This is a genomic window from Mesorhizobium sp. B2-5-4 (assembly GCF_006441095.1).
Lineage (GTDB): Bacteria > Pseudomonadota > Alphaproteobacteria > Rhizobiales > Rhizobiaceae > Mesorhizobium > Mesorhizobium salmacidum.
This window is the reverse complement of the sequence record NZ_VFUR01000031.1, coordinates 26,986-52,919: the sequence shown is the minus strand read 5'-3', so window position 1 is coordinate 52,919 and position 25,934 is coordinate 26,986. Positions and strand designations below refer to the sequence as shown.

The 25,934-nt window shown below is 59.5% G+C and carries 22 protein-coding genes; 8 read left to right on the top strand and 14 right to left on the bottom strand.

The window, feature by feature from the left end:
- The 7 genes from FJ492_RS26780 to FJ492_RS26750 form a co-directional block, all read right to left on the bottom strand.
- Window positions 1-974, bottom strand: a 974-nt coding sequence (locus FJ492_RS26780; RefSeq protein ID WP_246676135.1) for an oligosaccharide flippase family protein, incomplete at its 3' end; no start/stop codon positions are given.
- A gap of 263 nt (window positions 975-1,237) precedes the next feature.
- Window positions 1,238-2,116 (bottom strand): sulfotransferase, encoded by an 879-nt coding sequence (locus tag FJ492_RS26775; protein WP_140714976.1) that lies wholly within the window; start codon window positions 2,114-2,116, stop codon window positions 1,238-1,240.
- Window positions 2,117-2,321: 205 nt separating this feature from the next.
- Entirely contained in the window at window positions 2,322-3,692 is a 1,371-nt protein-coding gene (locus FJ492_RS26770; protein WP_246676134.1) for a polysaccharide biosynthesis/export family protein, read from the bottom strand.
- 128 nt (window positions 3,693-3,820) lie between these two features.
- Window positions 3,821-5,041, bottom strand: coding sequence for a glycosyltransferase (locus FJ492_RS26765; protein WP_140773232.1), 1,221 nt, complete (start codon window positions 5,039-5,041; stop codon window positions 3,821-3,823).
- A gap of 189 nt (window positions 5,042-5,230) precedes the next feature.
- Window positions 5,231-6,979 (bottom strand): hypothetical protein, encoded by a 1,749-nt coding sequence (locus FJ492_RS26760; protein ID WP_246676133.1) that lies wholly within the window; start codon window positions 6,977-6,979, stop codon window positions 5,231-5,233.
- 261 nt (window positions 6,980-7,240) lie between these two features.
- A complete protein-coding gene (locus FJ492_RS26755) occupies window positions 7,241-7,801 on the bottom strand; it encodes a transcription termination/antitermination NusG family protein (RefSeq protein WP_140773228.1) in 561 nt (186 codons plus the stop codon).
- A gap of 14 nt (window positions 7,802-7,815) precedes the next feature.
- Entirely contained in the window at window positions 7,816-9,912 is a 2,097-nt protein-coding gene (locus tag FJ492_RS26750) for a polysaccharide biosynthesis tyrosine autokinase (protein WP_140773225.1), read from the bottom strand.
- A gap of 414 nt (window positions 9,913-10,326) precedes the next feature.
- Between FJ492_RS26750 and FJ492_RS26745 the strand changes: the two genes are divergently transcribed.
- The 3 genes from FJ492_RS26745 (at window position 10,327) to FJ492_RS26735 (ending at window position 13,304) form a co-directional block, all read left to right on the top strand.
- A complete protein-coding gene (locus tag FJ492_RS26745) occupies window positions 10,327-10,917 on the top strand; it encodes a hypothetical protein (protein WP_140773223.1) in 591 nt (196 codons plus the stop codon).
- Window positions 10,918-11,433: 516 nt separating this feature from the next.
- Window positions 11,434-12,141 carry a Crp/Fnr family transcriptional regulator gene (locus FJ492_RS26740; RefSeq protein ID WP_140773221.1) on the top strand — a complete coding sequence of 236 codons (708 nt, stop codon included), beginning with the start codon at window positions 11,434-11,436 and terminating at the stop codon, window positions 12,139-12,141.
- A 728-nt stretch (window positions 12,142-12,869) separates the two neighbouring features.
- Complete coding sequence (locus FJ492_RS26735; protein ID WP_140773220.1) at window positions 12,870-13,304, top strand: hypothetical protein; 435 nt, start codon at window positions 12,870-12,872, stop codon at window positions 13,302-13,304.
- 138 nt (window positions 13,305-13,442) lie between these two features.
- On the opposite strand, the gene FJ492_RS26730 is transcribed toward FJ492_RS26735, so the two are convergent.
- The 6 genes from FJ492_RS26730 to FJ492_RS26705 form a co-directional block, all read right to left on the bottom strand.
- Window positions 13,443-14,183, bottom strand: coding sequence for a ribonuclease activity regulator RraA (locus tag FJ492_RS26730; RefSeq protein WP_140773219.1), 741 nt, complete (start codon window positions 14,181-14,183; stop codon window positions 13,443-13,445).
- Between the two features lie 23 nt (window positions 14,184-14,206).
- The gene (locus FJ492_RS26725; RefSeq protein WP_140773218.1) at window positions 14,207-15,370 is read right to left on the bottom strand and encodes a mandelate racemase/muconate lactonizing enzyme family protein; all 1,164 of its coding nucleotides are present in this window, start codon (window positions 15,368-15,370) and stop codon (window positions 14,207-14,209) included.
- Window positions 15,371-15,401: 31 nt separating this feature from the next.
- A complete protein-coding gene (locus FJ492_RS26720; RefSeq protein ID WP_140773217.1) occupies window positions 15,402-16,499 on the bottom strand; it encodes an ABC transporter ATP-binding protein in 1,098 nt (365 codons plus the stop codon).
- Window positions 16,500-16,509: 10 nt separating this feature from the next.
- Entirely contained in the window at window positions 16,510-17,400 is an 891-nt protein-coding gene (locus FJ492_RS26715; protein ID WP_140505857.1) for a carbohydrate ABC transporter permease, read from the bottom strand.
- Window positions 17,397-18,356, bottom strand: a complete 960-nt coding sequence (locus tag FJ492_RS26710; protein ID WP_140773215.1) for a sugar ABC transporter permease — start codon at window positions 18,354-18,356, stop codon at window positions 17,397-17,399. The genes FJ492_RS26715 and FJ492_RS26710 overlap by 4 nt, the downstream gene beginning before the upstream one ends.
- A 77-nt stretch (window positions 18,357-18,433) precedes the next feature.
- Entirely contained in the window at window positions 18,434-19,912 is a 1,479-nt protein-coding gene (locus FJ492_RS26705; protein WP_140773213.1) for a sugar ABC transporter substrate-binding protein, read from the bottom strand.
- A 184-nt stretch (window positions 19,913-20,096) separates the two neighbouring features.
- On the opposite strand from FJ492_RS26705, the gene FJ492_RS26700 reads away from it, so the two are divergent.
- The 5 genes from FJ492_RS26700 to FJ492_RS26680 all read left to right on the top strand — a co-directional run bounded on the left by FJ492_RS26700 (window position 20,097) and on the right by FJ492_RS26680 (window position 25,082).
- Window positions 20,097-20,807 carry a GntR family transcriptional regulator gene (locus FJ492_RS26700; RefSeq protein WP_140773211.1) on the top strand — a complete coding sequence of 237 codons (711 nt, stop codon included), beginning with the start codon at window positions 20,097-20,099 and terminating at the stop codon, window positions 20,805-20,807.
- A gap of 56 nt (window positions 20,808-20,863) precedes the next feature.
- Complete coding sequence (locus tag FJ492_RS26695) at window positions 20,864-22,030, top strand: mandelate racemase/muconate lactonizing enzyme family protein (protein WP_140773209.1); 1,167 nt, start codon at window positions 20,864-20,866, stop codon at window positions 22,028-22,030.
- A 56-nt stretch (window positions 22,031-22,086) separates the two neighbouring features.
- Window positions 22,087-23,445, top strand: a complete 1,359-nt coding sequence (locus tag FJ492_RS26690) for a mandelate racemase/muconate lactonizing enzyme family protein (protein ID WP_140773206.1) — start codon at window positions 22,087-22,089, stop codon at window positions 23,443-23,445.
- Window positions 23,446-23,546: 101 nt separating this feature from the next.
- Window positions 23,547-23,873, top strand: coding sequence for an NIPSNAP family protein (locus FJ492_RS26685; RefSeq protein WP_140773198.1), 327 nt, complete (start codon window positions 23,547-23,549; stop codon window positions 23,871-23,873).
- A 9-nt stretch (window positions 23,874-23,882) separates the two neighbouring features.
- The gene (locus tag FJ492_RS26680) at window positions 23,883-25,082 is read left to right on the top strand and encodes a mandelate racemase/muconate lactonizing enzyme family protein (RefSeq protein WP_140773192.1); all 1,200 of its coding nucleotides are present in this window, start codon (window positions 23,883-23,885) and stop codon (window positions 25,080-25,082) included.
- Window positions 25,083-25,218: 136 nt separating this feature from the next.
- On the opposite strand, the gene FJ492_RS26675 is transcribed toward FJ492_RS26680, so the two are convergent.
- The gene (locus tag FJ492_RS26675) at window positions 25,219-25,812 is read right to left on the bottom strand and encodes a DJ-1/PfpI family protein (RefSeq protein WP_140505914.1); all 594 of its coding nucleotides are present in this window, start codon (window positions 25,810-25,812) and stop codon (window positions 25,219-25,221) included.
- Window positions 25,813-25,934: the final 122 nt, after the last annotated feature.

The following is a 25,934-nucleotide window of genomic DNA, read 5'->3' as shown; positions in this document are numbered from 1 at the left end:
ACCCATCCCCGCCCGAGAATGACCGCAACCAACTCCGGCGCGACGATCGCCACGACCACACTGGCCGGCAGGACCAGCAGAGCGCAACCCGCGACCGCGCTGCGATAGGCACGAGCAAGCCGCGCCGGCTGCTCCTGGACCAGAGCCATGGTCGGGAACAGCACTCGATCGAGAACCTGGCCGACGATAACCGCCGGCGTCGTCATCAGCTGTGACGACAGGCCGTACAGGCCAAGCGCATCTGCCCCGAGCCAGCGGCCCACGACAAGCCTGTCCGCCTGGGTGGCGAGGTAATTGCATATCCGGGCAACGGTGAAACCGCTTCCGAAATAAAGCAGCTCGACGGTGGCGCGCCGTTCCAGCAAAGGTAGCATCGGATGCGGCTGGCCAGCGAGCAGCACGACCATGCGGATGAATTGCTGGATCAGGAGCGCGCCGACAAGGGCCCAGATACCGAAGCCGAGCCAAGCCAGCACTGGACCGGCAACGACGTAGCCAGCGGCGAAGGCGCAGGCGTCGACGAGCGCCAGCCAGCGGAACCGCAGCGCGCGCTGCGCTGCGGCCAATGCCACCATGGAAGCGCCTTGGAAAAGGAACACAAAGCAGATGGCACGAACGATCGGAGCAAGATCGGGGAGCCGAAGCAGACCGCCAATTGCCGGTGCCATCGCCCATACCAGGGCGGACACAACAAGGCCGAGGAGGCACGACAAGGTGAACCCTACCCGAAGATGTCGTTCTTCCAGGACCGGGCGCTGGACGATTGCGGGGCTAATGCCAAGTCCCTGGAAGATCGCCGAAAACTTGATGACGATCAGCGCTGCGGAGTAAAGGCCGAACTCATTGGGCGAGAGCAATCGGGCCAGGACGAGAAGTGCGACAAGCTCGGCGACCGCGAGGGCGCCCATCGACAGGGCCGTCCAGAACATGCCCACGACACTCTGTTTTGCCAGCCCCCGCCGGTTGTTGCTCACATCTCTCTCCACTCGTCGGCCGGTTCAAAAAGGCGACCACTGCGTCGTCCATACTGGATCCGCCGAGCCGCAGGCGATTCTCGGCGATGCGCCCGCGATCATCGGCGCCATGGTCATTTTCGTCATTGCCGGGATGACGGCGTAAGGGTCATCCGTGCCCTTCGACACTCAGCTTCACCGCACCTATTTTGCAGTTGCGTGATCGCATGAGGTCATCAAGGGCGCTCGGCAGCGGTCTCGCTTGCCCGCCCAGCGCGCCTTCCCTATTGAAGGAGCGGGGGGATTTCGTAGCGATAGAACTCCATCTCGTCCCGGATCTCCGGTATGATCGCCGTCAAATCCTTCTTTTCGAGGCGGAGCCACTTCTGCTGGCGGCCGGGATCGATCATCTCCTTGGCCTTGTGGACGATATCGTCAGTACAGTTCAGCCCGCAATGCTCATAGATCCGCCGCAAGACCAACTCGGGGTCCTGTATCAAATCCTCGTAGCGGAAAGAGAGCACGCGGCCATTGCCCAGCTTGGCGAGATCTTCGCGAGCCTTTCGATTGCCGCGCGCCCACTGGCGCGCGATCACCGTCAGTTTCTCGTTCTCCTTTAAATCCCGATCTATCCCGTTGTACCGTGGCCCATAGATCGATGTGTATTTCTTCCCCAGCAGCCTTTTTGTGACCACCTGCTTCAGAACGTCCCTTGCATAATAATGAATCTGTGACACGGGCGTCATCTTCAGGAGACGTATTAGACCTTTTAAAGATTTAGCTCGCTGCCATTTAAGTTCCATCGAGCTTATGTAAGAAAAAGGATTTCTCGTTATATAGAGAAATATCGCGTCTGGAAATATTTTGTGAACAAACGGCACCCGAAGGACATTGGCAGGCGTATTTTCCATGATCTGTCTGTCGCCGTGTTGCGACTGATATTCAAGGAATCTGCCGCGAATGTAGCGAGCGACCCTATCAGTAGCGTCGGTTTCGACGAATTCGTCATGACGCCGCGCCGGATCGGCGTATAGCCACACTGTTTTCGGCTCGTACCAGGTGACGATGTCGGGGTGCAGCCCGATTAATTTTTGTGCGATTGTGGTTCCAGACCGATAGTTGCCGATCAGGAAAATCGGAGGTTTCAGCTCTGTTGCTGTCATGACAGGTCTCCGTCTCTAAAGGTTAGCCAGGATCGCGCCGACCGGCGTGAAAAGCTCCGCCGCGCCGCTACTGGTCTCTGAACGCACCCATGATCTGGTCCCTCAAAGGTCCGCCCGCTCATGGCCCAACGAACCCACGATCGTTGCGGAGCGAGGCCGCAGCCTGAAGCGAAGCCGTGACCGAGGAAGCGGGCATGTGTTCTTGCTATTGACCGATAAGGCTTGGCTGAAGCGCCGGGCCTTTCGCATTCGGGATCGCCGTTGTTCCGGAAGTGTCCGGGGCGTAGAACCCTTTGTTGGCCACAATCGAGACTTCAATGACGTCGCCAGCTCTGACTTCCGTGTTTTCATCCGCGACGATGTCGTGTGCGGCTTTCTGGTCGCGCCTGAAGATTGAAATCTTCACGGAGCCTTGCAAGTCGTCGAAGGTCCTCTGTTCGCCATATGTAAATATAAAGAGAAGCTTGTCGGCGACATACCTTATTTGACTTTGAATTTTCCCCAGCTCGACCTGCGTGTCTTGGGTCTGCGAGATCAAGTCCATTTCATAACTCTGCTTCTTTTTTCGCAGCTCGCTTTCAGCGGTCAGCATCGCCTGCTGCGCCTGCTCCTGCTGCAGCTCGGTCTGCGAAAGTTCGGCGCGATAGCTGGTATGTGCTCGTTCGGCCGTCATGACATTCGAATTGGTGACCAGGCCTTTTTCCCGCAATGACCGGGCAGACTGCAGTTCCTCGAGTTGAATGTCCGCGGTCTTTTCCCGTTCCTTTCGAGTGGCAGCGACCATATCCGCTTCCTTCCTGGCCCGCTCCAACGAGACATCAAGGTAGGAAATGTCGTCCCGATATGCGGCAAGGCGGGCGTCCAACTGCGCTTGTTCGGATGCTACGATGTCGTCAATCAAGTGGACGCCAAACTCGACTGGCGGATCCGGCGGGGCAACGAAGGATTTGTCCTGTCGGCTTTCCGCCTGGAGCCGGGCAAGCCGAACCTTCAGACGGTATTCCTCGATCGCCAGACCTGCGCGCGCACTGCGTAGATCCGCTATTTGCAGGGCCGGCTCCGTGTTTCCCGCGGTCGTAGCCCGAAAGCCGCCTGCTATGGCGAGTGCATGGCGAACCGTAATGCCGGGTTGAAACGGGTACGATCCTGGATGAGCAACCGTCCCGGAAATAAAGAATGGCCGGTACTGGCCGATCTCCACTTTCACGTAGGGCTCGAGGATGAGCTTCTGCTGCTGGAATGCACGCTGAATGGCCTGCGAAAGGGCAACGCTGCTGAGGCCGCGGGCTTGGACATCACCCAACATGGGAAGTGATATCGAGCCCCGATCATCGACCACGACTTCCAGAGGATAGGCTGTCTCGCCAATCACGGATACTCGCAGGACGTCGCCGGTGTCGAATGTGTAGCCATCGGCACGGGAAGCGTCTGCCGCGAGCAGAACAACGGCAATGGCGAGGCCACCAATCATTGCGAGCATGCGGCCGGCCACGGGTCCGGATCTTGGAAATAGCCATCGGCACCAATCCTGCAGCGAAGGCTTGGATGGAAATTGCTGGTTGGCACGCAAACGCATCGTCGTACTCCCGTTGTCATGCTGCCGTCAGGACCAGTCGACATTCATCGGCGGAACGTCACGGCAGGTATTCGTTGTCGAGAATTAAGCCTTTGGAAATCCGGGCTCCGTCGAAGGAGCAAAAGGGATCAAAATCCGTGTAGTCCTACGGTCTGCTTGGCGAGGCCATCGCGAATTCGCGGGTCATTCGGCCTTGCGGCTGAGAGAGCCGACTCAAGAACGGACTGATAAATCGACTCGACCCTGTCGCACATGGCATCCATCCCCCATGACGAAAGGTCGGTGAATTTCGCGCCGGCAGCCAGTTGAGCGCGATAGCGCTCATTTTGCAGAAGGTCGGCGATCGCCGCCGCTGCGGCGCCAACATCTTCTGCTGGCGTCACAATTCCGTTCACGCCATGCTTCACCACTTCTTCCACGCCCGGCAGGTGCGAGACCACGCTGGCTCGACCACCCGCCAGATACTGCATTACGACCCGAGGCAGTCCTTCTCGCATGGACGTCAGAACACATACATCGGCCAGGCTGATTAGTCGTTCAGGCTCGCAATGGTAGCCGATCATGCGAACGTTGTTGGCGAACGGGGATCGTTCAATCGCCGCTTCAACAGCGGACCGAGTCGGCCCTTCACCGGCTAGGATCAGTCGCACGTTTGGGATTCGGTCGACGACTTGCCCAAATGCTTCAATGAACTCTACATGGCGTTTTCTCGGTTCCAGTGCGGCCAGCATAAGGATTACCGGCGGTTTAGGCTCTCCGGCGGCCGTTCCCAGGAGCAGATGCGGCTCCTGCGGCCATCGCGCGTTCGCGAAGCGTGTCAGATCGAAACCGGAATGGACGACGTGGTGCTGATCGGGACTGCCCAAATGATTGGCGATGCAAATGTCGCGCATGGCCTGGCTGACGTCGATGAAAGCGCGCGTGACTTTCGCGGCCAGGCGTTCGGCAGCCAGGAACATGAGCCTCTGCGCGTTGCCCACATGCACGAAAGGTAAAATGTGCACGCCATGTACGATGCAACGGACATTGGCTTCCTTGGCGGCAAGGCGACCGACGATCCCGGCTTTGCTTTGATGTGTGTGCACGATGTCAGGTTGCCAATCGCGTATGAGGCGAGTGAGTTGCCCGAATGCGGAAATGTCACGGGATGGCGAAATCGAGTTGATCAGTTTTTCCAGAGTCACCACCCTGATGGCTCCGGCAACCGACGCCCGTAATCCAGCATCGTATTCTTGGCCGTGAACCAAAAGCACTTCGTGGCCATGCCGCGCCTGAGCGAGACAGCAGGCCAATGTGTTCTCTTCGGAACCTGCCCGAAGCAGTCTGGTGAGCACATGAACAATCTTCATTGCTTATACCTCAGGGAACATGAATCCGGGGCGGCGCATCCGGGTGAGCGAGCGCCTGGAGGCGGAGCGTTGAGGGCTCCTCGGCGCCTTCCCTGGCACGGCCTGGATCGGCTGTTGCTTGGCGCGATCGTGGCAAGCTGGCCAGCGCGTCTGCTGTGGTGAATGCCGGCGTTAAGCCGCCAGCTGTTCTTAGAAGGACAACCAGATATGCCTGAACAGTTCCTGGCCGACCGCCTCTATGCCGGCGCTCGCGTCAATGGTTCGGATGTTCTTGTCCCTGTCTCGCAACTCCGCCATCAGCGATAGCCGCGCATCGAACGCTTCTTTCCTGATCTCTCCCGGCTTGCGCTGCTCGGAGACGGCAAAATCTGAAACGAGATGCAAAGTGAGCTGTGGCTGGCATTCTGCCATCTTTTGATAGAGCCTTTGCTCGAGGCGGGCGAGAACCGACAGGCCGGGGACGGAGAAGAGGTGCGGTGGGACGGTTGGCCCGTCCAGATATCCGCTACACAGCGCCTGCGGCCACCTGTCACAAATGACGATCAGGCCGCGCGTAGCCCATCGATGCGCACGTTTCACGACAGCGTATCGCTCTAACGCGATCAAGACTGCCCAGAATGCCAGCGCGGCAGCGGCGAATCCTCCCTTCGACCAATTTCGGCTGAAGGAATTGTTGCCATCGTGCTGGGCCAACGACTTTAGGCGGCGTCTGTAGGGAAAAACCAGAGTCTGCAACGCCTTGCGGAGCCACCACCCATTGCCGTCTCCGATTCCGACATATGCTTGCGCACACCCGAATTTCCATCGAAATATCCGTGTCAGCCGATCAGCTTGAGTGCTCTTTCCCATGCCATCAGGGCCGACGAGCGCCACTACAAAGCCGCCAGCCGCAGGCCGCCTCTTTGGTGGGAATGTGCCGGGCATCAGGCGCTGAAGGGACCTCAACGCCAGATATGAGGTCTTGCGGGCCAGATGAACGCCGGCATCGGCGATCCCGTAACCTCCTGTAAAACCGCAGGCTTCACGGATTGAACGCCGGAGTCTGGCAAGATCTCTGCGGTTTGCCATCAAACCGTCTGCGCTTTGCAGAAACCTGCAGCTCGCCAGTCTGCCGCCGCCAAGCGTGTATTCCGCGACACCCAAGCCTTGCTGGCCTGACGGAAGTGGCGGGCGCGCAAATTGGTCCCTCCAACCACCACCGACGGTGATCCACTGTCGCCAAGGCAATGCCCAGGTCCGGAAGGCGAAGCGGGCAATGGTTATTCGAATCTCGTCCTCGGGTGAGACGACTGGAATCGACACCCCATCCACACAAATCGACTCCCATCGTGTAATCGCCGCATAGTCGAATACCGGATATCGTTTGCGAAATTCCCAGCCGACACGGATCCCGATATGCATGTCGAGGTGGAGATAGCGGCCATTTGGAAAGTCAGGCAGGAACCAGTCCTCCCGGCCGGCACAGACATTGTCGTAGCAAGACAGGCTCACGCTGCGACAGCCGTGCAGCTTGCTCACGATCGAGCAGAAGACCGGGTAGTCGTGCTTGTCCAGAAGGAGATCCAGGTCATCGCGGCCCGCAAGTCCGCTTTGCAGGGATGCGAGATCCTGAATTATTCCGTACTTCAGGCCGCTCTCATTGAATGCTCGAAACAGTTCGATGGCGATCGGGAGGGCCGGGACTGTTTCGAGGGGCAGCAAGGAGGCGCTTGCGTCGGTTTGAGAAACACCGGCATCTGCTTTGTTGATCGACGAGCTCGCCCCAACCACCCTGGCTGGCGCTGGAACATTCACCCCCGGCGTCAACGCTTCGACCAGCATGCTTGCCTTGGCTTTTGGAACCCAGCGACGATATTGTTGCGGCTGCAGGCCGTCCCGAGGCTCTCCGGGATCCGTCGGACGGTAGCTTCCGGGTTTGGATTTACGTGAAGGTTGCAAGGGGTTTCCCCTGGTTGATCGCGTCGAGCGTCATTCGCTCATCGTCGCCGTCATCGTATCGGCGAGGTATATCCAACCTATCGGCGCTGATTTCGTTGAGACGCAGCACCCAATGGTTTCAACGCCGGCCTGCAGCCTTGGATGTCGCCTTGCAAGCTGCCGCATCGAGGGTGAATTGGGTGCCAACTCATCCTTCCTTTGCCGGGTGGTTTCGGCATCTTCCGAGCAAAAAAATATTATACGAAAATTAACGTATAGAATTCAGGATATAACCGAAAGTTTATCTCGATCGATCGTGATCGGAATCGAGCGGTTCATTATATCAAGAAGAATTTTGACTGCCCCAGCACTTCCAACATGATCAAGAACGCCAAGCTGTTCCGAAAACGGTCCATCTATGATTCGGATTCTTTGACCTGGCCTCAATAAGATATCGGGGTGCAAAATTCCGTCGTCGTCTGTTGCGGCTATCAAGGACTCGATCACGCCGTATGGCGCGGGGACCGGCATTCCTTTGCTCATGACAAGTCTTCGCACGCCGACGGTTGAGTTGATCGGGTACCAACTCTGCTGAGCAACCAGCGAGACGAACAGATAGCAGTCGAAATACGCACTGGCGACGGTTCTGACGATGCGAGCGTGGCGAACGGTTCGCCTTCGCTTGGGCAGGTATGTTCGGAAGGTTTGCGATAGCAGGTGCCGCTCCGCCAAGCTCTCGGAATGTTGGTGCGTCTGGACCACGTACCAACGCGCAAGGTCCCCGCCGTAAGTCTTTCCAACCGGCTCCGGGTAGCGATCATGGTATAATTCAGCGTGCTGCATGGCGAAACATTTCTCTAGTTGAGATAGTAACTGTCCGAGACACTACTTTCGAGGGACGTGTATCGGCCATATTTTGGCAGCTTTGGTTCGTCCACCATTGTCAGGGCGATGCCGGCAATCTTCGACCGACCGCCAAGGTGTCGAATTCCTTCTGCAACGGCCTCGCGCGCGGTTTCGCGCCACTTCACGACAAAGAGGACCTTGTCGACATACCGCGCCAGGATCGTGGCGTCGGCCGCAGCTCCAACAGGTGGTGCGTCAACGATCACCGTATCGAACTTTCCGCGAAGCTCTTCGAGAACCGAGCGCATCCGTGCCGAAGCAAGAAGGGCAGGCGGGTTCCGGGTCCTTGCGCCCGCAGGGAGCAGGGATATCCCCGAGCGTTCGTCCAGATGAATTGCGTTTGCTGCCTTCACCGGCAACGTCAGAAGGTCGACCAGCCCGACCTTGTCTGCCATGCCGAAGAAGGCCGTGGTGGCCGAAAGCCGCAAGTCCGCATCGACGACCAGAACCCGTTCCCCGTCGGCCGCTGCGGAGCAGGCCAAGCTCAATACCAGGGTTGTCTTTCCTTCGCCGGGCATCGCCGATGTCACCAGCATGAGGCGCGGCAAGCGGGCCTGTTCGGGCGTCGCATCAATGCCCAGGCGGAGCCGCCGCACGGCCTCGCTAAACCTCGATAGCGGTCTGCGCTCGAGATAAGCCACAGGTTGGGCTTGGGACTGGGCGTCTCTCGACCAGCCCGCCATCCGTGGGATAGATGCAAGAACCGGAACGGACAGCTCTTCCTCTATCTGCTTCTTTGCCAAGAAGCCGGAAGCGAAAAGTTCACGAAGAACGGCGCCTGCGCCCCCGACGAAGAAGCCGAGCACAAGTCCCAACGCCGCGAATAGAGGCCTGTTCGGAAAGCTTGGCGAACCAGGAATAACCGCATCGGTTATCACGCGCACGCCGCTGTTCAGCAAGGTAGACTTCTCCTCGGTGAGCTTGGCGCGTGAAAGGAATGTCTCAAACAGCTCCTTGTTCGCGGCGGCAATCCTTTCCAGGTCGCGCAACTGCACGCCAACCTGACCTTCGACTTCGGATCGATTGGATACCGAATTTAAGGCTCGGCTGAGAGAAGCTTCCCGGGCCTCGGCAGCGTCCACTTCATTCTTCAGATTGCCGATGAGACGCTGGACTTCGGCGGTAATCTGCCCCTCGATGTCGCGGCGCTCAGCTTGCGCCGCCAGGACATCCGGATGCCGATCGCCATATTTCAATTTAAGGTCGGCTTCCCGCCGTGTCACTCCAGAGATCTGGGCCCGAAGCGCGCTGATAACCACGGACTGCAAGACGTCCGGCATCGACTGGATGTCGCCTCCGCTAGTCAGCAATTTGTCAACTTGTTGATATTGTGCCCGTTTCTCCGACAATTCGGCGCGTGCGGTGATTAGTGCGACATTCAATTCAGACAACTGCTGATCAGTCAAACTGCCTGCTGGCGTCGCCAACAGATTGTGATCGATCCGAAACTTCTGGACAGCTTGTTCCGAAAGGCTCAGTTCCGCTCGCAGAGATGCAGCCCGCTCACTGAGCCATGTGGAGGCTTTCCTGGCCCCTTCGTAACGGGACCTTACTCGATCAGCGAGGTAGGCCTGGGAGATTGCGTTCGCCAGCGATGCTGCTTTCCCCGGGTCGTAGGCAGTCACCGAGATCTCAATAACATCCGCCAATCCGACACGCGAAACCCCAAGAGCGCCCTGTAGCCATATTAATGCCCCCGGCCCGATCTTCGGGTCTTCCGTCAGTTTTTCGCTGTCGACGACCTTCTGAAGGAGCGAGGCGGATCTCAGAACTGCAATCTGACTTTCGATAAATGTCGAATTGTCGGCAAAATCAGAATTGGAATAATCCTGCGGGGTCATATAGTCGACCGGGGAATCGAGTAAGACTTGTGCGACGCCCGTGTAGGATGGTGGAAGGAGATAGGCGGCGGCGACAAATAGGGCGAAGGTGACTACAGCAATGCTGCACACCAGCTTCCAGCGGCGGAGAAAGAAATCAAGAATCTCCCGCACGTCGAGCGGCAGTAATTCTCTGGTCATGGTCGGACTGTCAATTGAACTTGCCATTGCCGAATCCTTAGCGATCAACAGAACAACGCCCACCCTTCAGCGTCGGCTGAATGTGCTTCACTTCAAAATTGTTTGGGCAGTTGCCTGTTAGGCGCGATGAGACTGCTGACAGGGTTTGCACCCCGCCACCGGCATGTCCAAATCGCTTCCGCCCACCAACGATCGCGTCGCCGGTCAGCCGAAAACATAACAGCTTCGCGCACACCGCCGCCATTACCATTATTGAGTAGTAATTCGGCTAAAGGTCGATCTGGTCTACCCGATGAGCCTTTCAGACCTTAGGACGTTCGCAGGGACATCTATCGCTCGTCCGGGTGCTCTATAACGCGGCCACCGAGCCGGCGCGCGCGGGACGGCCTACGCTCCCACACGACGAAGAGGCCGGCCGGCCCCGTTTGTTTCGAGGTTGATATGGAAACTTACAGCGACATTGTTCCGGGACTTGTAGATTGGGCGGTCAGCAGACCGTTAGCCATTCTGATGCTGTCCGCAACCTGGCCGTTGATGCTTCTTCTAAGTAAGGGCCGGTTGCTGGGCTATGGTGCCCTTGCCTTTTTTATTGGAGTTGGGGCCTTGATCGTGTTCGGCATCGAAAGCCCCGCAGGAGCAGCCATTGTCGTGCTCGCCTACAGTTTGCTGGTTTCAGTTGCCCTGATTTCCACCAGCAGGCGACTTGCCGAAATCGAAAATCGCCTTGCATCGGCCATATCGGTACTCGATGACCTAGAAGTTGCCGAGGAAAGACGCCAGACCTACAAGGCCAGGCACCCCTCGACCTCGCGGCTTCGCCGGAAACCGGCAGCTAGAACAATGGAGCCGGTCGTTGCGGGGGGCATGACAGAGGATCTCGAAAGTGGGACGCAGGTGATCCCTGGGCCTCCTTGGCAAGAGTTCCAACCGCTAGATCCGACAGTGGGATCGGCGGTTTCGGCATTAACTCAACCAACAGGATCCGACGTTCTTTCAGAAGAAAAACGTCGAAAAAGACTGGTGTCAAGTTGAGTAGGTCTGCCTTGGATAGTTTCAGCCAAGTGAAGTGACCGCCAGCTAGCGCTGATGCTCCGGCTGCGCGCAGTCCAAAGGAAAAGGTCGACTGCGGGCGACAGGGTTGCTGCTGGAGGACCCACGGGCTACTTGCAGAAGTCGATCCGGTAGAGATCATAAGAGCCGGCTTCGGCGGAGATGCACGGCAGCTGGTTCGTCACAAATCCTTGCCGATGGACCGCACGGCTGCCGAGCGGAACAAAGGTGCCGCGGCCAGAACAAGGAAATCCTGACCCCGGACTGGCCAGTGCGCCCGATGCTCTTGGCTATCGGCGCTGTACCGGCATGAGTGGCCCCAGCAGGCATTGCGGCTCTTTTTGACCTTTGCTGCATGCTGATATCCTCCGAAGGTGGTAAGGTAGTGCCCAACGGTGGTAGGTTGCGCCTCCATTCGGATGAAACTATAAATGGAACTTTATATGTAGCTGTTAGTTTGGGCCTGAGGGACGATCACGGCTGGGGTAATCACACAAAATGAGCTTATCAAAGCAGGCTCTTGGATTGGCGAGGGAGCCTACCCTTGCTGAACCAATTTCAGAAATGGGAATCTCTGTACTGCCTGGAGCTGTCCGGCGCCTTTATCCGGCGAACACGACAATTGCACGGGAGTATCAGGCTAGATCCTTTATCCTAGTTATGACCGCGGGATGGGCCGCATTCGCCAAAACGCTGCGGAATGGCTCTCGTCTCATCGTCGATTTTGCGCTCCCTCACGAAATTGCCTTCATCGAGTTCTGCGGAGACGGGGGCGAGACGGTAACGGCTCTCTCGGACGTGACCGCGATCGAATTGACGGGTCCGGTCCATACATGTTTTTCGCGCTATCCGCAGTCCATTTGCGAGGCCATCATGCTGGCTGAGGCACGGCGGTACTCAAGGATCACCGAACATCTGGCGGGAGTCAGTAGAAGAGGACCCATTGAACGCACGGCTCACCTTCTCCTCGAACTGGGCTGCCGCGCACATAGATCGGTCACAGGTTATCCGCAGCGCTTTGAATGCCCGCTGACTCAGGCCCAGCTGGCCGACGCGTTGGGGCTGTCTGCTGTGCATGTAAGTCGCGTGTTGAAGGATTTGCGAGAAAACGGGTTGGTTTCGTTCCGCAATGGTGTGGTCGAGTTGCATGACCACGCGGGACTTATCAAAATAGCCGGATTTGATCGGTCTTACATTTCGAGTTGATGGCGCAATTCCGGTCTCAACCGCGCACCGACCCTCGCCGAGGGTCAACTACCGAGCCGTAGGCGATGAAGAGCCGTAAAGGAAATGGCCGGTGCGGAGGGGCAGCCTTCCGGGGACGTGAAGACCGCACCGGCCACTGCGGCGGGCTTAACGCTACGCACCCGTACTGGTCAATCTAACGCATACTTGCAACCAGACAATTACGCCAATCGGTGGTGTCCAGGTCAGGGAAATACAGATGGGTCGTACGCCCTCCGTCTTGGCGAGTCTCTTTTCTAGAGCGATTTGTTGTGTCCGATACTTCGGTCGATGGCATTTCCTATCGGGAGGTGCGCTATCAGTGCACCCGTCTGACGATATGGTTGTGGGGTTGTGGAAGCTCCGGCTGGCTTGTCGGTCGCTGTCCCTGGCTGGGGGCGCCGCAGATCGTCGACGCCTCGGCCATGAACCCTTCCTGCCACCGCCATACGCAGGTCGTCGACTTGGGCGTACCGTCATGCTGCCGCGATCGCCTCAAACCAGGCCTGTCGTCGGAGGCCACAACATCGATCATGATGCCCGTGCGCATCCCAACCGTCGCATACACAGCGAACACGCTCCTCCGTCTCAATCGGTCAACTAGGCGCGTCTAGTTCTTTTGCGTTGTGACCTCATCCAAGTAGTCGAATGGACTGGGCACCATACGGGGCCGTAGCATTCTTTTTTGGCTGCGGGGGTTGAGAGGTCGTATGACCATACCGTTACAAATCAAAGAGTTGTTGGAAATCGAGGTGTACCGGCGAACCATCAAGACGCTCGACCACGCCTATGACGTCGACCTGGCAAATGCTTGCACGCCTATGGAGCGGGAAAAGGCTCAGTACCGACATTATTGGGAAACATTACTATACTATGAACAGATTGCAGAGATAAAAACGCGGCGGCTCGTCCGGAAGGCGGAGCGTCTCAATCTGTCGATCGGCCCCCCGGACGGCGACAGCCCAATGTGGAGGAAATCGTCTCAGCTAAACAGCTGGATACTTACGACGGTGGGCTGTTCTGAAGTACAAAAAATAATCCGTAAAGAATACAAAGATCGACGAGCGCGAGGCACCACCTGGGCTGGCGTAATCATCGGCCCACTCACCCGGCTGGCATCTGTTTGGCTGGTCGAGCGCGGATAGCCGTTCAGCAGCCAACGCACGCTCCCAGTCATGATCGCCGAGAAGGCGGCGGACATGACCTACTGGATCGCGCCGACAATGTTCTGGCGACGTGCGGCTGCCTGCATTGGAGGGGCATCCCATGACCTCGTCCGTTCATCAAGATTTCGGGTTGGTTGTCCGCCAAGCTTCATACTCATCGTTCGCACTTGGGTGCAGCGGATAATAGCGTTGTAACGACCCGCCCTCCATCAGCTTCATGCGCGAGAATTCCTCCCAGTCGTGATGCTTTTGGGATTCCTCGATCACCTTTGCGGCCATTGCGACGGGCAGCACGACCACCCCGTCATGATCGGCGACGATGATGTCGCCGGGGATCACCGTGACACCGCCGCAGGCAATCGGAACGTTGACGGCGTTGGGATAGATGCTGGTTTGCACATGGTAGTTGGGCGTCCAGCCGCGCAGCCATAGCGCCAGATCGAGCTTTTCGACATTGGGCCGGTCGCGCATGCACCCGTCGATCACGATACCCGCGCCGCCTCTGCCCTTGAAATACGTCGACATCATATCGCCGAAGACGCCCGAGCTCATGTCGCCGCGCGCGTCGACCACGACCACATCCCCCTCCTGTGCGTGGTAGAGCACGTGCCGGTGCAGTTGCGTCTCCGGATCGGCATATTCTCCCTCGGTGAAGAGGTCCGGTCGCTGCGGCAAGAACTGCAGCGTCAGCGCCGGCCCGACGATCGACTTGCCGTGGTTCTGCGCCACCGGGCCGACCATGTGCGGATTGCGGAAGCCCATATGGCCAAGCGTGCCGGCAACCGTCGCGGCGCCGATCTCCCTTAGCGCGTCGATCAGATCCTTGGGCGGCCGCGTGATGTCGGAAGTATGCGTCATTGTGGACTCCGATTGAAAGGGAACTACCAGTTCGTGACAGAACCATCGCGGCGCTTGAGGTGGGGCGCTTCCCAGAAACGGAAGCTCTGCGCCTGGACCGCCTCTTCGTTGACCTCGACGCCGAGCCCCGGCAAATCGCTGACGGGATAATCGGGGCCGTCGAGCCGTGGTTGCACCGGGAAGAATTCGGAATTGTCGAAGCCAAGCTTTGCTTCGGGCGACCTGGTCTCGAGCCACGAAAAGTTGGGTACCGCGGCGGCCAAATGCACGGTCGCGGCCGTGCAGACTGGACCAAGCGGATTGTGTGGCATCAGGTCCACATAATGCGCCTCGCTCCAGCCGGCGACTTTCATCGCTTCGGTGAACCCGCCGACATTGCAGATATCGAGCCGGTTGAACTGGTGGATACCGCGCTCGATGTAGGGCAGGAACTGCCACTTGCTCGCAAATTCCTCGCCGATGGCAAAGGGGATGTCGGTCATGGTGCGCAGGGACTCGTAGGTCTCCGGCGTCTCGTCGCGTATCGGCTCCTCGAGGAAATCGAGCACGCCGCGGTCGAGCTTGTTGCAGAAGCTCACCGCCTCCGCCACCGACAGCCGGTGGTGATAGTCGATGCCGAGGACGACATCGTCGCCCAGCGCCCGGCGCGCTTTGTTCAGCATGCTCGCGGTAGCGCCGATCGACTGGCGTGGCTCGAAGATGTCCCTGCTGTTTTGCCCGACGGGAAAGAAGCGGATTGCCTGCCAGCCCTGTGCGCGCAGTTCGCGGGCCCGCTCGATGGCAATGTCGCCCTCGGCCTCGTCTCCGGTCGAGGCGAAGGTGGGGATCCGGTCACGCTGTTTACCGCCCAGCAACTCGTAGACCGGCACCCCCAGCGCCTTGCCCTTGATGTCGTGAAGGGCGATGTCGATGGCGGATATCGCCGCCTGCAGAACCCGCCCGCCTTCGAAATACTGGCTGCGATAAACCTCCTGCCAGATCCGCCCGATCTGCATGGGATCGCGGCCGACCAGAAACTCGCGATAGTGCTCGACCGCGCCGGCCACGGCCTTCTCGCGTCCGCTCAGGCCGCTCTCGCCCCAGCCGAATATGCCTTGGTCGGTCTCGACCTTGACCAGCATCTGGTTGCGCGTTCCCACCCATGCCGGATAAGGCTTGATCGCGGTGATCTTAAGCTTCGTAGTCATCCACGCCCACGTTCCACACGCATCCGCCTGCTCAGCTGGCCTCGAGGGCCATTTCAGTTTCGCCGTCGAACAGATGCATCCGCTCCTGGTCGAACTCGAGCCAGATCCGCTCGTCGGGCGCGACGGCAATGTTCGGCGGCACGCTGACGTTGACGACGGCGCCGGACAGGAACGCCTGCACGAAGGTGACGTCTCCGGTTGGTTCCACTGTGTAGACCTTGGCCGGGATGCTGCCTGGCACCGCACTCTTGTGCAGCTTGATCGTCGAGTGACGTGCGCCGAGCACGATTTTCCGGGTTGTCGCCCGCGCGACCTTCTGAACGTTGCGCGGCGAGAGCCCGAGGCTCCAGCCCTCCGCGCTGGTCAACACGGTACCGCCCGGTGCCGTCGATGCCTCCAGCGGAATAAGGCTCATCGCCGGGCTGCCGATGAAGCTGGCGACGAACATGTTCACCGGATGGGCAAAGACCTGCGCCGGTGAATCGTATTGCTGCAGGAAGCCGCCGTTCATCACCGCCATCTTGTCGGCCATCGTCACGGCTTCGAGCTGGTCGTGCGTCACATAGATGATCGTCGCCTTGAGGTCCTGATGAAAGCGCTTGATCTCCGACCGCATCTGTACGCGCAGTTTGGCGTCGAGGTTGGAGAGCGGCTCGTCCATGAGAAACACGGCGGGGTCGCGCACAAGGGCGCGGCCCAAGGCCACGCGCTGCTGCTGGCCGCCCGAAAGTTCACGCGGCTTGCGCTCGAGCAGGTGCGTCATGTCGAGCACGCGCGCCGCTTCCTTGACCTTCTTGTCGATCTCGTCCTTGGGCAGTCTGCGCATCTGCAGCGGGAAGGCGAGATTCATATAGACCGACTTTTGCGGATAGAGCGCGTAGTTCTGGAACACCATTGCGATGTCCCTGTCCTTGGGGTCGAGATCGTTGACCACCCGTTCCCCGATGACGATGTCGCCCGATGTGATCGGGGTCAGCCCCGCGACGAGATTGAGCGTGGTTGTCTTGCCGCAGCCTGAAGGGCCGACGAGCGCAACGAACTCGCCGTCATTGACCGTCAGCGAAACGTCGTTGACGGCCTTGAAGTTGCCGTAGGTCTTGACGAGATCTCTGAGGACCACGTGGGCCATCGGCAACTCCCTAATGCTTGACCGCGCCTTCTGTCAGGGCGCGTACGAAGTATCGTTGCAAGACGAGGAACAGCACCACGACGGGCACGCTCATCATGAAGCTCGCCGCCATCAGGCCCGGAAAGTCCGTCGTGTTTTCCGAGAAGAAGCGCTGGATGCCGACCGGCAGCGTCAACTGGTCGTTCTTGGAGAGGAAGGTGTAGGCGTAGATGTACTCGTTCCACGCGCCGATGAAGGAATAGATCGCGGTGGCGATGATCCCCGGTGTCGAGAGCGGCATCACGATCATGATGAAGGCCTGGAGCCGCGTTGCCCCGTCGATGCGCGCCGCCTGCTCGAGCTGCACCGGGATATTGTCGTAGAAACCCTTGAGCAGCCAGATCGCCAGGGGGAGGCCGAAGGTGAGGTAGGTCAGGATCAGCGAGCCATGCGTGTTCACCAGCCCGATCGCGCGCATCAGGATGAAGAGCGGCACGAGAAAGATCACTGCCGGGAACATGTTGCGCAGCAGCACGGCGAAGAACAGGAAGTTCCGGCCCGGGAAAGTGAAGCGCGAAAACGCATAGGCCGCGGGAACAGCCACGATCACCGAAAGGATTGTCGTCACGGTCGACACGAACAGGCTGTTCCAGAAGAACCGCAGGAAGTCCTGGCCGACACTGTTCTGCGGATCGAGCAGCTTCTGGTAGCTGGCAAGCGTGGGCTCGTCCGGCCACCATTGCGGCGGGAATTGCGTCGCCGCGAAGCCCGACTTGATCGAGGTGATCAGCATCCAGATCATCGGCAGCGCTGTGTAAAGCAGCATGAACAGAAGGAAGATGCGCCCGGCCCACCGCCATCCGTCGACGCGCATGCGGCGACGGGTCTGGCCCCGAGAGGCTGTCTCGGCGATCGTGCTCATGCGCCACCCTCTTTCCGCTCATTGCCGCTCAGCGCACGGACATAGAAATAGCCCAGCATCATCAGGATGAGGAACAGGAGCACCGAATAGGCCGATGCCACGCCCCAGCGTTGCCGGCCGAAGGCGAGCTCGTAAATATGGGTTATCCAGATATGCGATGCGTTCGATGGTCCACCCGCGGTCATGATCCAGGGGATGATGAAGGAATTGAAGTTGGCCACCGCAAGCAGCAGGATCGTCACCACAGAGACGTTGCGCAAGTGCGGGAAGGTGACGTGCCAGAAACGCTGCCATGCATTGGCCCCGTCGACTTTCGCGGCGCGCAACAACTGGTCGGGTACAGTCTGCAGGCCGGCCATCATCATGACCATGGCAAATGGAAACTCGCGCCAGATATTGACGACGATCAGGGCGGGGAGCACCGTGCTGACGTTGTCGATGAAATTCGGCGGCCGGTCGGTCAATCCAAGGCCCACCAGCACCGCGCCGATGATGCCGAAATCCGAATGGTAGATCCACTTCCAGATATAGGAGGCGGCGACCGCGCTGATCACCCAGGGAATGATCAGGATGGCACGCAGGATGCCACGGCCGACAAAGTCGCGGTGCAGCGCCAGCGCCGTGGCAAACCCCAGGACAAAGGAGATGAAAGTCGACCCGAATGTCCAGATCAGGGTGTTCCATGTGACTTTCCAGAACACCTCACTGGTGAGGATGGTGGTGTAGTTGTCGAAGCCGATGAAGGTCTTGTCGCGGAGCTGCAGGCCGGGCGGCGTCTTATAGAACGACAGCTCGATCGTGTAGTAGATCGGATAGGCGATGACGACGAGCATCACGGCGATCGCGGGGAGCACGTATGCGTAGTCGGCGCGATGCTCCCAGATGTTCCGCAACGCGCCGGACCTGCCGGGTTGCGATTTTCGGCGAGCCTCGGCCTTGCCGGTCACGATCGTCACTGTGGCGTGCCCTTGTTCTTCGGGATGAACCGGCTGCACTCTCGGTGCAGCCGGCCAGATCGGAGGTCAGGTCCGGACTAGAGTCCGCCCATCAGGTCTTTCACCTTCTTGGCCGCGTCGTCCGCTGCCTGGTCGACGGTCATCGCTCCGGTCAGGGCATTCTGCAGCATGTCCGGGACGATGATGTTCATGATCTCGGGCGACTCCGGCAGCGCCGGGAACGGGATGCCATACGGCAGCATCGAGGTCGTGACATCGAGGAACTTGATGTGGTCCAGACGTTCCTTCATCCATTTGGTCTTGAAGCCGTTGAGGTTGCCCGGGTTCGAGCCGGCATAGGCCATCTTCAGCGACCATTCCGGGCTCGTCCACATGCAGATGATCGCCTTCGCGGCCGGCTCGTCCACCTTGCCGCCCTCGACGTATTCGGGCTTCAGGATGTGAATGTTCGAGCCGCCGAACACGACGGCGCGCTTGCCGTCGGGGCCGGTCGGGATCAGGCCGTAGCGCATATTGTCGATGACGGTCTGCGCCTTCTGCTTGTCGGTGCCCGTTGCCTTTGCCTGCAGATCGAGCATGACGTTGTAGTCGGATGGGTGCGAGATCATCATGCCCAACTGGCCGGCGACGAACAGAGGCTGGTTGTCGGCCTGCTGGTTGGTAAGTGCCGAGACCGGAACCGACTTGTCGCGGACATACATGTCGTATGAGGCTTGCAGCGCCGCCTTGCTCTGCGGGCTGTCGAGCTCCACCTCCTTGTAAGTCGGGTTCGCGGTGGCTTCGTCGAAGACGCCGCCACCATAGGCCCACAGCTGCGGCATGAAGCGATAGGGCGTATTGCCGGCATTCTTGCGAGCCACGAGGCCGTAGCCGGCAATGCCGAGCTTGTCATGGATCTGCTTGGAATATTTGACGACATCGTCCCATGTTGCCGGAGCCTTGTCCGGATCGAGACCCGCGCGCTTGAAGATGTCGGCGTTCCAGATGAACGCCATCGTCTCGTTGTTCGTCGGTATGCCGTAGGTCACCCCATCCCAGGTCACGGCCTTCATGGCGCCCGGCCAGAAATCCTGGGTCGAATAGCCGACATCCTCTGGTTTGAGCGGCTGCAGATAGCCCTTCGAGGCGAATTCGGTGCCACCCAGGATTTGCAGGCGCACCGCCATCGGCGCGGCATTGCCCAGGAGCGCGGTGCGGAATTTGTCGAGAAGGTCGTTATAGGTGAGGGCCTGTTCCTCGAGCTTGATGTTCGGATAGGTCTTGCGGAAAGTCTCGAAGAAATCCTTGTAGTACTGGCGCAGCAGGTCGGGATCGCCCTCGAACACGCCCTGATACCAGAAAGTCAGTCGCCCCTTGTAATCCAGCGGCGTGACCTTGGCGCAATCGCCGGCCGTGTCGAAATCCTGTGTTCCCGCGATGGAGCGCACATATTCAGGCGACCATTTGCTCAGGTCGACCGGTGGCGCACCCAGCGCTGAGCTGGACATAAGTGATGCCGTCAAAATACCGGCGACAGTGCCGCGCAGGACCGCACTGCCGAGCATGATCCTCGTCATAGGTATCCTCCCTGGTTCTCCGCCCTGCGATCGCGAGGATGGTTCTTTCAGTACGGTGTATCCTCTCGACCGCTTAGTACGTTTTCAGAACATGGATTGCCTGTCAACGCACAGGATCGTACATTGTTTATGGGAACCGTGCGTGATATCGGACAGACTGTGTATCAATCTGGGGAGCCGGCCCTTGGCCGAAACAGACGATTTCAAAGCAAAGCCACCTCCGGGGATCGATGCCATCGGAGCCTCCAGCGAGGGCGCCTCCCTTTACGAACTAATAAGGGAAGACATCATCGAGGGACGGCTCGCCGCCAACGAACGGCTTGTCGTCACCGATCTCGCGCGCCGCCACGGCACTTCGACCAACCCCGTGCGCGAGGCCCTGCAACTGTTGCGGGGCGAGGGGTTCGTCATCTTTTCTCCCAATCGCGGCGCGCGTGTAAGGCCCATTGATCAGGACTTTGTCCGCGACATCTACGAGATCGGTGTTCTGATCGAACCAGCCTTGACGCGATGGTTTGTGGGCATGGCCACCGGCGAGGACATCGCCGAACTGGAACGTATCCAAGGCCTGATTGAAGAGAACAACTTTGCCGACACATTCAGGCACAGTGAGCTGGATACCGCCTTTCACACCGTGATGTACCAGCGGCACTATAACCGCCATGCCGCCGAGCTCTGGTGGAAGCATCGCGAAGTGCTGCGAGCGGTGAGCCGACGCTTCAATTTCACGCTCGCGCGGCGTGCCGCGATCATTCGCGAGCACCGCGAACTCATTGCGCTCATCAAGGCGGGAGAGGCAGACAAGGCAGCCGAACTCATCTCCCGTCATGTCGAGGGTTCCGGCCGGCATGTTCTCGAACACATGCGTGCGCGCAACGCCGCCCGGGCCGGATAGGACGAGGGTCAGGTCTGGAACATCGTGGCTGACCCTCACTGGCAAAGGTAGTTGAAATGAAAATCACGAGCGTTCGGCCGTGGCTGATCAAGTCCGATGCTTCTTATTGGGGGGAATTCCTGTTCGTCGAGGTGACGACAGACGAGGGGCTGAGCGGCTGGGGAGAGATCACCACCACCACCAAGCTCGCCAACCGCGCCCTCTGCACGATCCTTCGACAGATCGGAGCCGCGGTGACGGGCGAGGATCCGGCGCGCATCGAGTATCTCTGGCACAGGATCTTCCGCAGCTTCACCTATATGGGCAGTCGTGGCGCCGCGGTCGAATGCGTGAGCGCGATCGACATAGCCCTCTGGGATCTCAGGGGCAAAGCTCTCGGCAAGCCGATCTACGAGCTGTTGGGCGGGCCAGTCCGTGATGAAATCGCGCTCTACACCCACCCCAACCAGGCCAAATTCACCAGCAAGGATGCTGTGGTCCGCGAAATCCTGGACATCGTCGAATCCGGACACACTGCTCTCAAGTTCGATCCTTTCCCCCACCAGGGTCGCGGTGCCGGCGGCGTGTCGCGCGAACAGCGGGACGGCTATCTCGATGGCGGCATGACCCGCAAGGATGAGCGCGAGGCCGCCGAACTCACGGCTCTGATCCGCGAAACGGCGGGACCCGACGTCGACATCCTCATCGATGCGCATGGGCGGTTCGACGTTCCGACCGCCATTCGCCTCTGTCGCAGCCTGGAGGAAGCTGGCCAGATCGACTGGTTCGAGGAGCCGTGCCCGCCCGAGAGCCTTAACGCCCTCAAGCAGGTGCGCGAGAAGGTCAGTGCGGCCATCTCGTGGGGCGAGCGCGGCCACACGAAGTGGGATTTCGTGCCGGTTCTCGAGAACAAGCTCGCCGACTACATCATGCCCGACGTCACCTGGACCGGCGGCATTACCGAACTCAAGAAGATATCCGCTCTGTGCGAAGCCTATTACATCCCGGTCTCGCCACATGACGCCGCCGGGCCGATCAACGTGGTCGCGGGAGCACAGGTGATGATGACCGTTCCGAACTTCTACAAGCTCGAAACGTCGGAGTGGAATTTGGGCAAGTACGATCATCTCATCGACAGGCCGCTCGACGTTTCGAACGGCAGCCTCAAGCTCTCGTTGAGGCCGGGTCTCGGCATCGAGATGAACCGCGGTTACCTGCAAGCCCATGAGATCGAACTGGGCTAGCAACGTTATCGGCAGCATGCGGGAGACAAGCCTGCAAATCAAAACGGGGATAAGTCATGCCAAAGACGGATAGAGCCGACGAGGCCCTCAACCGGGTCAACACCAACTCGAAGCCGTCCGAGCTTCGCATCACCGACATGCGGGTGGCCGAAATCGTCGGCGCGCCGTTCACCTCGGCGCTGCTCAAGATCTACACCAACCAGGGCATCGTCGGGCTTGGCGAGGTGCGCGATGGCGCCAGCGCCACCTACGCGCTGATGCTGAAGAGCCGGCTGCTTGGTGAGAACCCGTGCGACATCGACCGCCTGTTTCGCCGGATCAAGCAGTTCGGTGGGCACGGCCGGCAGGGCGGCGGCGTCTCGGCGGTCGAAATCGCTTTGTGGGACCTCGCCGGCAAGGCCTATGGCGTGCCGATCTACCAGATGCTGGGCGGCAAGTTTCGCGAGCACGTGCGCGTCTATTGCGATACCGACGCCGAGAAACCCAGCGGCACCGAAACCGGCAAGCGGCTCAAGGAACGGATGGGCCGCGGGTTCACCTTCCTGAAGATGGACCTGGGCTTGATGCAGATCGCCCATGTCCCGGGCGCCGTGGTCGCACCCGCCGGCGCGCTCGAAGGGTTTCACGGCAACCCGCGCGGCCGCGGTGGCTCGTTCGAGGAGCGAAAGGCCCGCAATCTCGCTTATGACGCGCAGAACGTGCAGCACCCGTTCACAGGCCTGCATTTCACCGAAAAGGGGATAGACCTGCTCGAGCAGTATATCCACGAGGTTCGCGAGGTCATCGGATACGAGATCCCGCTTGCCATCGACCATGTCGGCCACATCTCGCTGCAGGATGGTATACGCCTGTCGCGCCGTATCGAGAAATACGTTCCGGCATGGCTGGAGGACGTGATCCCCTGGCAATACACCGAGCAGTACCGGCAATTGCAGCAGGCTACCACGGTGCCGATCTGCACCGGCGAGGACATCTACCTCAAGGAAGGCTTCGAGCCGCTGCTCAAGAGCGGCGGCCTCTCGGTCATCCACCCCGACCTGCTCACCAGTGGGGGCATTCTCGAGACCAAGAAGATCGGCGATATGGCGCAGGATCACGGTGTCGCCATGGCGATCCATATGGCCGAAAGTCCGATCGCCGCGATGGCCGCCGCGCATGTCGCCACCGCGACCGAGAACTTCATGGCGCTCGAATACCACTCCGCCGATGTCGGCTGGTGGGACGATATCGTCACCGGCCTGCCCAAGCCGCTTGTCAAGGACGGCTTCATCACCGTGTCCGACAAGCCGGGGCTGGGCATAGACGATGTGGTCGACGAGGTGATCACCCAGCATCTGCAGCCCGGTGTCACGGGGATATGGCAATCCACCGAGCATTGGGACAATGAATATAGCTGGGACCGGACCTGGAGTTAGCCCAGACCCCTTGCCCTCATACCCAGGCTCACAGGGCCAACGACCGACCATTCGTGTCGGCTGCTCCCAAGGGAGAGGCGAAGAAAGAAACGGACGAAACCATGATCTACGAACTGCGTATCTATGACTGCCTGCCGGGCAGACTGCCGACCTTGCTCAAGCGCTTTTCCGACCAAACGCTGGCCATTTGGGAGAGGCATGGCATCCGCCAAGCCGGGTTTTTCACCACGGCGATCGGCGAAAACAGCAATCGCCTCACCTATTTCCTCGCCTGGGAATCGCTGGCCGAGCGTGAGGCGAAATGGGCGGCTTTCGTCACCGATCCGGCATGGCACAGGGCCCGGGACGAGTCTGAGCGCGACGGGCAGATCATTGCCAATATCAGCAACCAGCTGCTCACGCCGACAGCATTCTCGTCTGTGAAATAGGACCGCGCCATGAAGATCACCGACCTGCGGTGCGCCGTAATCGGCAAACATCCCATCGTCCGTATCGTCACCGACGAAGCTCTCTACGGCCTTGGCGAGGTCGAGTACACCAAGCCTTATCTCAAGCCATGGGTGCTGCATTTCCGCGAGGCCCTGATCGGCGAGGATCCGACCGACGTCGAGCGGGTCATGTTGAAGATCCGCCAACGCGGCTCTTTCAAGCCCTATGGCGCGGCGGTCAGCGCCATCGAACATGCGCTGTGGGACATAGCCGGCAAGGCCGCCGGCGTGCCGGCCTACAAGCTGCTAGGCGGCAAGGTGCGCGACAAGGTGCGCGTCTACAACGGCTCGATCCGCCAGAAGCGTACGGGCGACCGGCCGGAGGACTACGCCGCCGACGTCAAATGGATGATGGAGCAGCCGCAGAACTTCTTCATGGTCAAGCAAGGAATCTCGTTCCATTCCAACATGAAGGACACCATCGAGGACTTCCATTACGGCGTGACGCAGAAGAAGGCCGGCTATCATGGTGCGATGGATCAGGGCGTGATCAGCGAACGTGGTTTCAACCACATGCTCGACTGCGTGATCGCGATGAAGGAAGTGCTGGGGGACAAGGTCAGCCTGGCACTCGACTGCGGCCCGGGCTGGATGCTGCCCGATGCGATCAAGTTCGCTCGCGCGGTCGAGAGATACAATTTGATGTGGCTCGAGGACATGCTGACCGGCGACTATGTACCGTGGGTCAATCCGCAGGCCTACCGGGAGCTGACCAGCTCCACCTCGACGCCGATCCATACCGGCGAGCAGATTTACCTCAGGCACAATTTCAAGGAGCTGATCGAGACGCAGGCGGTGCGCGTCATCGGCCCCGATCCTGCCGACATTGGCGGCATTGCCGAGCTAAAATGGGTCGCCGAGCACGCCTATATGCACTCAATCCTGATGGCGCCGCACGGCACCGCGAACGGCCTGCTGGGCCTAGGCGCGCTGATCAATGTCTGCGCCACCTTGCCCGCCAACTACGTGGCGTTCGAATACCCGAGCGCCTCCGATCCCTGGTGGAACGACATCGTCATCGGCCTGCCCAAGCAGATCGTGAAGGACAGCATGGTGGATCTGCTGGAAGCACCGGGGCTAGGTCTCGATATCGACGCCGAAGGCGCCAGGAAGTATCTGCTGGCGGAGGATGCCGGCTTCTTCGATTGATTGGCGCCGGTGGCCCTCGATCTCATCGACCGAGGGCATACTTCAAAGTGCGGATGCGAGCGGCTACCATTGGAGCGTGGCCTGCACACCTTGCAACAACGGAAATCGGCGCATTGTTGACGTGCGCCGGCCCTGTTTAGTTATGGCGGATCTCGGTCCCGAGCACCTTCAGGCATTCGCGGATGAAGGCAGCGAGGGCTGTCCAACCCTTGGCCGACACCATTGTGCCGTCGACATAGGCCTCCGTCGGCGAGAGGTCGACATAGGTTCCGCCTGCCAACGTCACTTCCGGTTCGCAGGCGGCGAGCGCGCCGACCTTCTTGCCGCGCACGACGCCGTCCACGGCAATCAGAATCTGGACCCCATGGCAGATCGTGAAAATCGGTTTCCGGGTGTCGTGGAAGTGGCGCACCATGGCTTGCACACGCTTATCCGTGCGGATGTATTCCGGGCCGCGGCCGCCAGCGCAGTATACGGCGTGGTATTGATCGAGCTGCTTTTCCGCCTCGGCAAACGTCTTGTTGATCACCTGAAAATGGCCGAGCTTCTCGGTGTAGGTCTGGTCGCCCTCAAAGTCGTGCAGGGAGGTCTTGATGAGATCTCCGGCCTTCTTGTCCGGGCAGACCACGTGGACGGTGTGACCGACGGCTTCCATCGCCTGCTGGTAGACGAAGATCTCGTACTCCTCGGTGAACTCGCCGGTGAGCATCAATATTTTCTTGCCTGACATAGTCGGTTCCTCTTTCGTGTGAAAAAAAGCCGGGCGAGCCATGCAGCACCCCGCACTGGCTTTGTGCGTCCTCAGAATAGTGAGTTGGGGAAGTAGTATCCCTCGGCGTTGTCGTTGGTGGT